11 protein-coding genes are annotated in these 11,199 nt (G+C 60.4%); 7 read left to right on the forward strand and 4 right to left on the reverse strand.

Annotated features, from left to right (window positions below; genetic code table 11):
• The first annotated feature begins 28 nt into the window (after positions 1-28).
• From uvrD to ACODSJ_RS00260, 3 genes are all read left to right on the forward strand, one after another.
• Positions 29-2,212 (forward strand): DNA helicase II, encoded by a 2,184-nt coding sequence (uvrD, locus tag ACODSJ_RS00250; protein ID WP_489099825.1) that lies wholly within the window; start codon positions 29-31, stop codon positions 2,210-2,212.
• A gap of 309 nt (positions 2,213-2,521) precedes the next feature.
• Positions 2,522-3,394 (forward strand): Tim44 domain-containing protein, encoded by an 873-nt coding sequence (locus ACODSJ_RS00255; RefSeq protein WP_489099826.1) that lies wholly within the window; start codon positions 2,522-2,524, stop codon positions 3,392-3,394.
• Between the two features lie 142 nt (positions 3,395-3,536).
• Positions 3,537-3,944 carry an SMI1/KNR4 family protein gene (locus tag ACODSJ_RS00260; protein ID WP_003187120.1) on the forward strand — a complete coding sequence of 136 codons (408 nt, stop codon included), beginning with the start codon at positions 3,537-3,539 and terminating at the stop codon, positions 3,942-3,944.
• 21 nt (positions 3,945-3,965) lie between these two features.
• Here ACODSJ_RS00260 and ACODSJ_RS00265 read toward each other — a convergent pair whose 3' ends face one another.
• Entirely contained in the window at positions 3,966-5,729 is a 1,764-nt protein-coding gene (locus tag ACODSJ_RS00265; protein ID WP_489099827.1) for a cation:proton antiporter, read from the reverse strand.
• Between the two features lie 257 nt (positions 5,730-5,986).
• Here ACODSJ_RS00265 and ACODSJ_RS00270 point away from each other — a divergent pair, with 257 nt between their 5' ends.
• Entirely contained in the window at positions 5,987-6,472 is a 486-nt protein-coding gene (locus tag ACODSJ_RS00270; protein WP_489099828.1) for an acyl-CoA thioesterase, read from the forward strand.
• A 155-nt stretch (positions 6,473-6,627) separates the two neighbouring features.
• Here the strand turns inward: ACODSJ_RS00270 and pdxY are convergent, their stop codons facing one another.
• A complete protein-coding gene (pdxY, locus tag ACODSJ_RS00275; RefSeq protein WP_489099829.1) occupies positions 6,628-7,500 on the reverse strand; it encodes a pyridoxal kinase PdxY in 873 nt (290 codons plus the stop codon).
• Positions 7,501-7,619: 119 nt separating this feature from the next.
• On the opposite strand from pdxY, the gene ACODSJ_RS00280 reads away from it, so the two are divergent.
• Entirely contained in the window at positions 7,620-8,042 is a 423-nt protein-coding gene (locus ACODSJ_RS00280; protein ID WP_489099830.1) for a DUF3301 domain-containing protein, read from the forward strand.
• Between the two features lie 12 nt (positions 8,043-8,054).
• On the opposite strand, the gene ACODSJ_RS00285 is transcribed toward ACODSJ_RS00280, so the two are convergent.
• Entirely contained in the window at positions 8,055-9,020 is a 966-nt protein-coding gene (locus ACODSJ_RS00285; protein WP_489099995.1) for a CobW family GTP-binding protein, read from the reverse strand.
• Between the two features lie 25 nt (positions 9,021-9,045).
• Here ACODSJ_RS00285 and ACODSJ_RS00290 point away from each other — a divergent pair, with 25 nt between their 5' ends.
• Positions 9,046-9,399, forward strand: coding sequence for an NADH:ubiquinone oxidoreductase (locus tag ACODSJ_RS00290; protein WP_489099831.1), 354 nt, complete (start codon positions 9,046-9,048; stop codon positions 9,397-9,399).
• A gap of 7 nt (positions 9,400-9,406) precedes the next feature.
• Here the strand turns inward: ACODSJ_RS00290 and zigA are convergent, their stop codons facing one another.
• Positions 9,407-10,615, reverse strand: coding sequence for a zinc metallochaperone GTPase ZigA (gene zigA / locus ACODSJ_RS00295; RefSeq protein WP_489099832.1), 1,209 nt, complete (start codon positions 10,613-10,615; stop codon positions 9,407-9,409).
• Positions 10,616-10,744: 129 nt separating this feature from the next.
• On the opposite strand from zigA, the gene ACODSJ_RS00300 reads away from it, so the two are divergent.
• Positions 10,745-11,131 (forward strand): glutamine synthetase, encoded by a 387-nt coding sequence (locus ACODSJ_RS00300; RefSeq protein ID WP_489099996.1) that lies wholly within the window; start codon positions 10,745-10,747, stop codon positions 11,129-11,131.
• Positions 11,132-11,199 lie beyond the last annotated feature (68 nt).

Genomic DNA, 11,199 nt, shown 5'->3' on the forward strand with positions numbered 1-11,199 from the left:
GGGTGGCGCCGCACCCTAGAATGCCCCGATGCGCGATGATCTCTCCCTTCTGCTGAACTCCCTCAACGATGCCCAACGTCAGGCCGTAGCCGCCTCCGTGGGTCGTCAGTTGGTCCTGGCCGGTGCCGGCTCCGGTAAAACCCGAGTGCTGGTGCACCGTATCGCCTGGTTGATCCAGGTCGAGAACGCCTCGCCGCACTCGATCCTGTCGGTGACCTTCACCAATAAGGCCGCTGCCGAGATGCGCCACCGCATCGAACAGCTGATGGGTATCAACCCGGCCGGCATGTGGGTGGGTACATTCCACGGCCTGGCGCACCGCTTGTTGCGTGCCCATTGGCAGGAAGCCGGCCTGAGCCAGACCTTCCAGATCCTCGACAGCGACGACCAGCAGCGCCTGGTCAAGCGGGTGATCCGCGAGCTGGGCCTGGACGAACAACGCTGGCCGGCCCGCCAGGCGCAATGGTTCATCAACGGCCAGAAAGACGAAGGCCTTCGCCCGCAGCACATCCAGGCCAGCGGCGATCTGTTCCTGGCGACCATGCGCAGCATCTATGAGGCCTACGAGGCCGCCTGCCAGCGCGCCGGGGTCATCGACTTCTCCGAGCTGCTGTTGCGGGCACTGGACCTGTGGCGCGACCACCCGGGCCTGCTGGCGCATTACCAGAAGCGCTTCCGGCATGTGTTGGTGGACGAATTCCAGGACACCAACGCCGTGCAATACGCCTGGTTGCGCCTGCTCGCCAAGGGCGGCGACAGCCTGATGGTGGTGGGCGACGACGACCAGTCGATCTACGGCTGGCGCGGCGCCAAGATCGAGAACATTCACCAGTATTCGGCCGACTTCCCAGACGCGGAGGTCATTCGCCTGGAGCAGAACTATCGCTCCACCGCCGGCATCCTCAAGGCCGCCAACGCCCTGATCGCCCACAACACCGGGCGCCTGGGCAAGGAACTGTGGACCGACGGCAGCGAAGGCGAAGCGATCAATCTTTATGCCGCGTTCAACGAACACGACGAAGCCCGCTACGTGGTGGAAACCATCGAGAGCGCGTTGAAGACGGGCCTGGCTCGCAGCGACATTGCCATCCTGTACCGCTCCAACGCCCAGTCGCGGGTGCTGGAAGAAGCACTGCTGCGCGAACGCATCCCGTACCGCATCTATGGCGGCCAGCGCTTCTTCGAACGGGCTGAAATCAAGAACGCCATGGCCTACCTGCGCCTGATCGAAGGACGCGGCAACGACGCCGCCCTGGAGCGGGTGATCAACGTACCGACGCGGGGCATCGGCGAGAAAACCGTCGAGGCGATTCGCGATCACGCCCGCCACAGCCATGTCTCCATGTGGGAGGCCATGCATCAGTTGGTCGTCAACAAAGGCGTGACCGGTCGCGCTGGCGGTGCGTTGAAGGCCTTCATGGACCTGATTGAAGACCTGGCGGCCAAGTGCGCGGACATGCCGCTGCACTTGATGACCCAGACGGTCATCGAGCAGTCCGGCCTGATCGCCTACCACGAAGCGGAAAAAGGCGAGAAAGGCCAGGCCCGGGTGGAAAACCTCGAGGAACTGGTCAGCGCCGCGCGCAACTTCGAACGCACGGAAGAAGACGCCGACCTGTCTCCCTTGGCGGCCTTCCTGGGCCACGCCTCCCTGGAGGCCGGCGACACCCAGGCCGACGAACACGAAGACAGCATCCAGTTGATGACGCTCCACAGCGCCAAAGGCCTGGAGTTCCCCTACGTGTTCCTCGTCGGCATGGAAGAAGGCCTGTTCCCCCACAAGATGAGCCTGGAAGAACCTGGACGCCTTGAAGAGGAGCGGCGCCTGGCCTATGTCGGCATCACCCGTGCCATGCAGAACCTGGTACTGACCTACGCCGAAACCCGACGCCTGTATGGCAGCGAGACCTACAACAAAGTCTCACGCTTCGTACGCGAAGTGCCGAAGGGCCTGATCCAGGAAGTGCGACTGTCCAACAGCGTCAGCCGTCCGTTCGGTGGCGGCCAGGCGCAAAGCACCAGCAGCCTGTTCGGCGGCAGCGACATTCCGGACACCGGCTTCAGCCTGGGCCAGGCCGTACGGCATTCGGTCTTCGGCGATGGGGTGATCCTCAACTTCGAAGGCGCGGGCGCCCAGGCCCGGGTCCAGGTGAACTTCAGCGAAGGCAGCAAGTGGCTGATGCTGGGGTATGCCAAGCTCGAGGCGATCTAGAAATTTCGCAAGAACGGCTTGTTGTGGGAACAAGGCTTGCCCGCGAGGCGATGGCACATTCGGCATAGATGCGTCAGAAAGATCGCTATCGCGGGCAAGCCTTGCTCCCACAGGTATCGCTCCCCACCCACATTAGTTTCCGACCGAACTTAATTCCTTTTCCTACAACCCAAAGCGAACAATCCTCCTTGCACTGCGAAGCTGAACCTAAGCTGTCGCGCAAAAGCCCGAAACACTCTGACGCTAGCCAGCATCCATTCCGCTGTGCAACATGGCGCGCGTGCTATCCACAAATGGGAATGCCTTTATATGAAACGTTTTCTTAGCATCGCCATGGCCTTGTGCATCGGCCTGACGATGGCCATCGACGCCAATGCCGCCAAGCGCTTTGGCGGTGGTAAAAGCTCGGGCGCTGCCCCGACTCACCAGACCAGCCAAATGGCACCGTCCTCGGCGGCCGGCTCCACGGCAGCCACCGCGGGCGCGGCCGGCGCGGCTGGCGCTGCCACCAAGGCCAGCGGTGCTTCGCGCTGGCTCGGCCCGCTGGCCGGCATCGCTGCCGGTGGCCTGCTCGCCTCCATGTTCATGGGCGATGGCTTCCAGGGCATGCAGTTCTTCGACATCCTGATCATGGCGGTCATCGCCTTCCTGGCCTTCCGCTTCTTTGCCGCCCGTCGTCGCAAGCAGCAGGAGCAGTTCGCTCCGGCCGGCGCGCCAATGCAACGTGAAGTGTTCAACCAGCAGCCCGCCAGCGGTTCGATCTTTGGTGGCTCGGCAGCACCTGTGGCGGCCCGTCCGGTCATCAATGCGCCCGCCTGGTTCAACGAGCAACGCTTCATCGAAGCCGCGCGCAGCCACTTCATGTCCTTGCAGCAACATTGGGACGCGAACGAAATGGACAAGATCGCCGAGTTCGTGACCCCGCAATTGCTGGAGTTCCTCAAGCGCGAACGAGCCGACCTGGGTGATGGCCTCCAATCCACCTACATCGACAATCTGCACGTGCAACTGGACGGCGTCGACGATCGCGCCGACAAGACTATCGCCACCCTGACCTTCAGCGGTGTGTCGAAGGACTCTCGCTTCGACAAGGGCGAAGCGTTCAGCGAAAGCTGGAACATGGAACGCGCCCAGGGCAATGACCAGCCTTGGCTGGTGGCCGGTATCCGTCAGAACGGTTGAACCTTTGCCCGTTTTGCAGGTTGAAATAAAAGAACCCCGGCCCAGGCCGGGGTTTTCTATTTCGCGGTTGCATCTATGGCGAGCTACTGTATAAACCGCTCCATGTAAAACCGCGCCATCGAGAAGAAGAGGATCCCCGGACGTGGAAGAAATCATCGAACAATTGCGTGAAGCCAACGAACCCGTACCGGTTCCACTGGAATTGCCCGACGAAGACTTGCTGGTAGAGATCGAAGAACAGTTGTTCATCGACATTCCGTTCGTGTTCAGAGAGTTCTTGCTGACCGTCAGCGATGTGGTCTATGGCAGCCTGGAGCCGGTGACCGTCACCGATCCGCAATCTCACACCTACCTGCCGGACGTGGCCGCCAACGCCTGGGATGCCGGCGTCGATCGCAGCCTGATCCCGATCTGCCAGGACGGCGACGATTACTACTGCGTCGAAGAAGACGGCACCGTGGTGCTGTGGCAAGCCGAAGAAGAGCTGATCGCCGAAGAAACCTGGGAATCTGTCTGGCATTGGGCCCGTGACGTCTGGCTGGAAAGCTGATTCGCCGATGCCGTTGCGGGGTCAATGTCCCGATGACTCCTTGTGATTGTCCAGGGTTTCGAGCAAGGCCACCTGCATCCGCGTGTGCAGGCGGATGAACCAGCGCCAGAGCAACGCCGCGACGGCGGTCGCGACCAAGGCGATCAATACCAGCAACTTGTTGGTCGGCAAGATACTGGCCGACAAGGCTGCCAACAGCAGGAAAATCACCAGCAACGACAGGATCGGGATCACTTCGGCAATGACCCGGCGCACGCGCTGGGTATGTCGGCCCGCCATTTCCGGCTTCACGCTCATCTCCGCCAGCAGCATCGACAGCGCCTTGAGCTTGCGATACGCGGCAATCAGGAACGGTAGGGACAGCAACAGCGCTGCGCCCCAGATCAACGCTTTCTGCCAGCTCGGGTCACTGATCCACACTTGCAGGTAAACCGACATCCGCTGCGCAAAGAAGCCCCCCGAGACAAAAATGGCCACGACCAGGGCCAGGTTCACCCCCACTTGCAGCAAGATCCGCCTGATCATTGAAGCCAGCAGCGCCCCTTCGCCTTGAGGCTGGATATTGCGCAACCACTCACCGTACATTCCCAACACCCGCGCCAGCCGCTGCGGCATCACAGCCGCCAACTTGACGGACAACGGGTCGGCGGCCCGAATCAGGTAGGGCGTTAGCAACGTGGTCAACACTGAGACCGCGACCGCCACCGGATAGAGGAAATCGCTGGTGACCTGCAAGGTCATCCCCAACGCCGCGATGATGAAAGAAAATTCGCCGATCTGTGAAAGTCCCATCCCAACGCGCAGTGAGGTGCGTCCGTCATTGCCGGCGATAAACGCTCCGAGTCCGCAGGACAACATCTTGCCGAGTACGACCGCCGCAGTGATCACGGCAATCGGCCAAGCGTATTGCAGCAATATGGCCGGATCGAGCATCAGGCCGATCGCCACGAAGAAAATCGCGCTGAACAAGTCACGCACCGGCTCCACCAACCGCTCGATTCGCAGCAGTTCTCGCGACTCGGCCATGATCGCGCCGATCAGGAAGGCCCCCAGGACCATGCTGTATTCCAGCTTCACCACCAACAGGCAAAAGCCGAAGCACAGGCCCAGCACGGTAATCAGCAACATCTCGTTGCTTTCGAATTTCGCCACGTAGGCCAGTAATCGCGGCACCAGCAGAATGCCGATGACCAGGGCAACGATCATGAACAGCGACAACTTGCCGACAGTAGAAAAGACTTCGCCGGAGCTCACCGTGCCGCTGACGGCAATGCTCGACAGCAAGGCAATGATGCCGATGCCCAGGATGTCTTCGACGATCAAGACGCCAAAAATCAGCTGCGCAAAGCGCTCGTTTTTCATCTTTAGGTCATTGAGCGCCTTGACGATGATGGTGGTCGACGAGATAGCCAGGATCGCACCGAGAAAGAGCGAGTCCATGGTGCTCCAGTCGAACCAGCGACCGATTTCGTAGCCGATCCAGATCATCAACACGATTTCGAGGAAGGCGGCGATGAAGGCCGTGGCGCCCACCTTGAACAACTTGCGCAGGCTGAACTCCAGGCCCAGGCAGAACATCAGGAAAATCACCCCGAGCTCGGCCAGTGTCTTGATCGTGTCTTCGTCGTGAATGAAACCGAACGGCGGTGTATGCGGGCCGATCAGGAAGCCGGCGACGATATAGCCCAGCACCACCGGTTGCTTGAGACGGTGAAAGAGTACGGTCACCAACCCCGCTGCCATCATGATGATCGCCAAGTCTTGAATGAAACTGATGGCATGCATGAAGGAGGCTCCCGCTTCAAAAGACTCATTCCGGAGTGGATAAGTCCGTTTACCTTGTAGGAAATGCCCTCACATCGGGCCTTTGAAGGGTAACACCGCGACTTCCGACAAAAAGACGGTGCAATATATGGAAACAGATCCAGCGAAGCGTGACGGCAGCCACAGGCGCAGCGTCCCGATATCGGTGGTTTGTAAAACCTTGCCAGCGCCCGCAGAGGCGAACTCTCTCAACCGTTGCCTTGAATCGTGAGTACGTTATGGAACCCGGAAACGCCCAGCTGTCGATGACGGTGTTGATGACCCCTGATATGGCCAACTTCTCTGGCAATGTCCATGGCGGCACCCTGCTCAAGTACCTCGACGAAGTCGCCTACGCCTGCGCCAGCCGATATGCAGGTCGCTACGTGGTGACCCTGTCGGTTGACCAAGTGATTTTCCGTGAACCGGTTCACGTGGGCGAACTGGTGACCTTCCTGGCCTCGGTGAACTACACCGGCAACACGTCGATGGAAGTGGGCATCAAGGTCGTGACCGAAAACATTCGCGAGCGCTCGGTACGCCACACCAACAGCTGCTTTTTCACCATGGTCGCGGTGGACGACCAGCGCAAACCCGCTGCCGTCCCGCCGTTGCAACCGCAGAACAGCGAAGCGAAGCGCCGTTACGAGCAAGCCCAGCAGCGCCGGCAGATTCGTCAGGAGCTGGAAAAGCGTTACCAGGAAATCAAGGCGGACGCGCCTTAACAGACAGATAGAACACATGTGGGAGCGAGCCTGCTCGCGATAGCGGAGAGACAGTCAACACTGATGTTGAATGTCATGTCCTCATCGCGAGCAGGCTCGCTCCCACATTGAATGCATTCTTCCTGGAAGCTCTCGCTCCCCAGGATTCGAATTGATCAAAAACTGATCGGCACCGCCTCGAACCGCACCCGCGGATGTGCAATGCGATCCTGGGCGCGAACCAGTTCGAGTTCGTAGCTGGCACACGCCTGAGTTTCCAGCAGCACCTCGTGTACCGCCGAGGCGGTGAATTCCATGGCCGCCACCAGGCTGTCCCCCAGCAGTATCCGCGCCAGGAACAAGCCCGAAGTGAGATCGCCCACGCCCACCGGCTGACGAGGGAACGCCAGCAGCGGACGGCGCAGATGCCAGTTGCCGTCGGCGGTCACCAGCAACATTTCGAAGCTGTCTTCAGGTTTGCCCGGATAAGCCAGGTGCTTGACCAGTACCGCCTTCGGTCCGCGAGCCAATAGCCCACGGGCCATCGCCAGGCAGTCGAACAGCGACTGCGCCTTGCGTCCGACGAAACTGTCCAGCTCCAGCTGGTTCGGGCACAGCAGGTCCGCTACCGCAGCGGCTTCTTCAAGCAGAAACTCGCTCACTTCGGGCGCCACGATGCAGCCCTTTTCCGGATGCCCCATGACCGGGTCACACAAGTACAACGCCTTGGGATTGGCGGCCTTGATCCGCGCCACGCCCGTCAGGATCGCCCGGCCCTGGGCCGCGCTGCCCAGGTAACCGGACAGCACCGCATCGCAATTGCCCAGCTCGCCGATGGAGGCAATCCCTTCGACCAACGCCGGTATTTGCTGGGGCGCGAACACTTCGCCGGCCCACTGGCCATACTGAGTGTGGTTGGAATACTGCACGGTATTGAGCGGCCAGACGTTCACCCCGGCCCGCTGCATCGCAAACACGGCAGCGCTGTTGCCAGCGTGACCGAACACCACGTGAGACTGGATGGCAAGCAGATGGGGCGTACGTTTCATGCAGGCAGTTTCCCTAGAGCCATTGAAATTCAAGCCACGCAGTATGCGACTAAACACAGCCTGTACGACAGACCGGCGAGGCAGTTAAGCTGGCAGCAACTTGTTGGAGCATTTCGTTCATGCTGACCCTTGGAAATATTTTCGTGCTGATGCTGCTGGCTACCGGCGGCGCCTGGCTGTGGCACAACCATGGCTTGCGGGAACGAGCGCTGGCGAGGGTCATGCAGCATTGCGCCAATCTCAAGATCGAGCTGCTGGACGGCAATGTGGCGCTGAAAAGAATCGGTTTCGTAAAAGATGCCAGCGGACGACGACGCCTGGCGCGTATCTACAATTTCGAGTTCACCGTCACGGGGGAAACTCGCCACAGTGGCACCATTACCCAGTTCGGTGCCCACAGCGCACAGATTGAGCTGGCGCCCTACCCGATGCCGTTCGAAGAAACGCCTCCCACACCGATCGAACCGGTCCCGGGCCGACATCGGGCGCAGGTCATCGAACTGAGCCAATGGCGCCAGGAACACAACAAATGGAAGTCTTGAAACAAGGCTGATCTACGCGCAACGGCAGTTCGCCAGGCCGGTTCGCAGGGCCTCGACCTCTTGCGGCTCATCGAAGATCAATTCGATTCGCGAGTCCTGTCGCCATTCGCTGACCTGCCACTGCAAGGTCTCGCCCTCCAGCGCGTTGGCAGATATCCAGCCATCGGCGCTGTGGATAACCATCTTCGCTCGTTTCCAGCCTGTACTTCGCAGCCATCGAGCCAGCGCCGCCGGCGCGAACTGCTGGCTTGCGTGCCAGCGCCAGCCGATACTCCAGCCACCCTCCAGTTGCTGATACAGGCAGATCGGCGATGTCGGGTCGGTCCATACCGCCGGTATCTGACCCACTACTTTGGGTAGCGGGGAGTTATCCACAACGCCACGCCCCTGGGTGGCAAAACCCGGCAATCGCTCGATCGGCAGCGCAGCGTGGTCCGTCCAGTACAGCGCCGGCCCCGACAACTGCGCCGCCACCCGCTCTCGCTCGACGCCCGTGAGGCTCGCGGACTTGTTCAATATCAGCAACCCGCTGTGCACGAGGGCGTGGCGTTGCGCATCGGGCAAAGGCTTGCCATCTGCCAGCGCCTGGGCGTCCAGCACCATCACGCACGGTTGCACCGTCAGTACGCCCCGCCACGGAGCTTCGCTCAATTGCCGCAGCAACTGCTCCGGATGGCCAAGGCCCGAAGGTTCGATAAACAGCCGGTCCGGGCGCGCCTTGCGCAACAATCGCCCCAGGCCGATCTGAAAGGGCGCACCGTTGACGCAACACAAACAGCCCCCGGCCACTTCGCCCAGTGCGATACCATCGGCTGCCTGGGTCAACAGGGCGGCATCCAGGCCGATCTGGCCGAACTCGTTGATCAGCACCGCCCAGCGTTCGTTGACGGGGCGCTGGGCCAGCAGATGCCTGATCAGGCTGGTCTTGCCGGCGCCCAAAGGGCCGGCGATCACATGAGTGGGGATGTCTTGCAACATATCGACGACTTCGATGGAGGTAAACATGCGGATGATTGGCTGCCTGCTACTGGTGCTGGCTTCGAATCAGGTACTGGCCCAGGCCTGCGTGGTGCATAGCCAGGCAGAACGGCTCGATGTGAAAGTCTGCCAGCAGAACCGCAACATCCCGCCAAAGCTGTTTGCCGATGGTTTCTGCCAGCCCAGCCTGGCCGGACAGAAAGTCGAGGTGCAATACGTCGACCAATGCCCTGGCGGTGCGTTCGGCATTTGCAGCAATGCCCAAGTCGCCAATATGCCTTACCGCCAGGACATTCACTACTACGGCGTAGCAAGCGACGCCGCTTACCTGCAGCCGTTCTGCGAAGGGCAAAGCCAGGGTACCTGGCTCAAACCTTAGGCCAGCCTCACACCTCGACCTCGTGATGCCAGGCGCCGAAGGGGTCCGCCAGCCGGCGCCACTCCTCAACGCCCAGGGCCATTTCAACGTCCGTGAGCAAGCATGCGTCCAGTTCGGCAGCGAGCTGGGCGAAGTCCAGGTTCTGGCCGATGAACACCAGCTCCTGGCGGCAATCGCCTGTGGAGGGCAGCCAGTGCTTCATGATGGCGGCGGTGCTTTGCTCATCCTGCGGCCATTGGTTCTTCGGCACGAAGCGCCACCAGCGCCCGGCATACCCATGGCGCATCAAGCCGCCCGCCTGGGACCAACTGCCCGCCTCTTCCGGTTTGCTGGCCAGCCAGAAGAAACCCTTCGAACGCAGAAGCCGGCCCTGGCTCCACGGACGGTCGATGAAATCGAAGAAGCGCTGCGGATGGAACGGTCGACGTGCCCGATAGGCTGTCGACGCGATGCCATATTCTTCGGTTTCAGGCACGTGTTCGCCGCGCAACTCTTGCAACCAGCCAGGCGCCTGAGCGGCGCGTTCGAAGTCAAACAGACCGGTGTCGAGAATTTTCCCCAGTGGCACCTGCCCCATGCTCATGGGGAGGATCTGCGCATGCGTGTTGAGACGTTGCACAATCGCAACCAACTCCTCCCTTTCGGCGCGACTGATCAGGTCGATTTTGCTGATCAGAATCACGTCAGCGAACTCGATCTGCTCGATCAGCAAGTCGGTGATCGAACGCTCATCGTCCTCACCCAGGGTTTCGCCCCGTGATGCAAGGCTTTCGGCGGCTTGATAATCCATCAGGAAATTCACGCCATCGACCACGGTCACCATCGTGTCGAGCCGTGCGACATCCGCCAGGCTACGGCCCTCTTCATCGCGGAATGTGAAGGTTTCCGCCACCGGCAACGGCTCGGAAATGCCGGTGGATTCGATCAACAAATAGTCGAAGCGGCCTTCCCTGGCGAGCTGACTGACCTCTTCCAGCAGATCCTCGCGCAGGGTGCAGCAAATGCAGCCGTTGCTCATTTCCACCAGCCGTTCCTCAGAGCGGCTCAGGCTGACATCTCGCTGGACTTCGCTGCCATCGATGTTGATTTCGCTCATATCGTTGACGATCACGGCGACTCGGAGATTGTCGCGGTTGCGCAGCACGTAATTGAGCAGCGTGCTTTTACCAGCCCCGAGGAAACCGGAAAGCACGGTGACAGGGAGACGATTGGGCATGGGGCATATCCTCATCAGACGGCGTGGATGTCCGCGCTTTGGCTCGGTCCAGGGCGGGCGTATTTTTATGTTATAGTATAACAGATGGATTTAACCAGCCTTGTTTTCCCATGGTTCGAGAGCCGTTCGATGCGCCATCCTGTGAGAATCGTATTCGCAAGCCTGTTGCTGCTAGCGACCGGTGTATCAGCGCAGAACCCGCCTATGGCGAACTGCACGCGAAGCGCCAATGTCCTCGCTTGTACGGACGCGCAAGGCAATGCCTATAGCGTCGTTACCGCAGGAACCCATATTTATCTGCAAGGTTTTGAAGCCACGGATCGACGCTCTTGGGCGCAAACCAATAGTCGTTACGGGCCGCTGACATTCTTCACCGGCGTGGCTTCCAATGGCGAAGTCTGGGTGGGATACAGCCGAAGAGTCGGCTGGACGACGCTCAATCGTTTTTCCAGCTCCGGCGGAAGCACGGGAAACTTCATCTGTGGGCGCGTGAATGGCTGCCAGCTTTCCCACTGATGTTTCACGTGGAACGCGAGCAAAGAGGATGAAATTCAATTCATGAAACAGATGCAGTCTGCGTTATC

It is taken from the genome of Pseudomonas sp. FG6 (genome assembly GCF_057809015.1).

Coding starts and splice junctions, on each gene's coding strand:
- uvrD (WP_489099825.1), top strand. CDS start 29: ATGCGCGATGATCTCTCCCTTCTGCTGAACTCCCTCAACGATGCCCAA.
- ACODSJ_RS00255 (WP_489099826.1), top strand. CDS start 2,522: ATGAAACGTTTTCTTAGCATCGCCATGGCCTTGTGCATCGGCCTGACG.
- ACODSJ_RS00265 (WP_489099827.1), bottom strand. CDS start 5,729: ATGCATGCCATCAGTTTCATTCAAGACTTGGCGATCATCATGATGGCA.
- ACODSJ_RS00270 (WP_489099828.1), top strand. CDS start 5,987: ATGGAACCCGGAAACGCCCAGCTGTCGATGACGGTGTTGATGACCCCT.
- pdxY (WP_489099829.1), bottom strand. CDS start 7,500: ATGAAACGTACGCCCCATCTGCTTGCCATCCAGTCTCACGTGGTGTTC.
- ACODSJ_RS00280 (WP_489099830.1), top strand. CDS start 7,620: ATGCTGACCCTTGGAAATATTTTCGTGCTGATGCTGCTGGCTACCGGC.
- ACODSJ_RS00285 (WP_489099995.1), bottom strand. CDS start 9,020: ATGTTGCAAGACATCCCCACTCATGTGATCGCCGGCCCTTTGGGCGCC.
- ACODSJ_RS00290 (WP_489099831.1), top strand. CDS start 9,046: ATGCGGATGATTGGCTGCCTGCTACTGGTGCTGGCTTCGAATCAGGTA.
- zigA (WP_489099832.1), bottom strand. CDS start 10,615: ATGCCCAATCGTCTCCCTGTCACCGTGCTTTCCGGTTTCCTCGGGGCT.
- ACODSJ_RS00300 (WP_489099996.1), top strand. CDS start 10,745: ATGCGCCATCCTGTGAGAATCGTATTCGCAAGCCTGTTGCTGCTAGCG.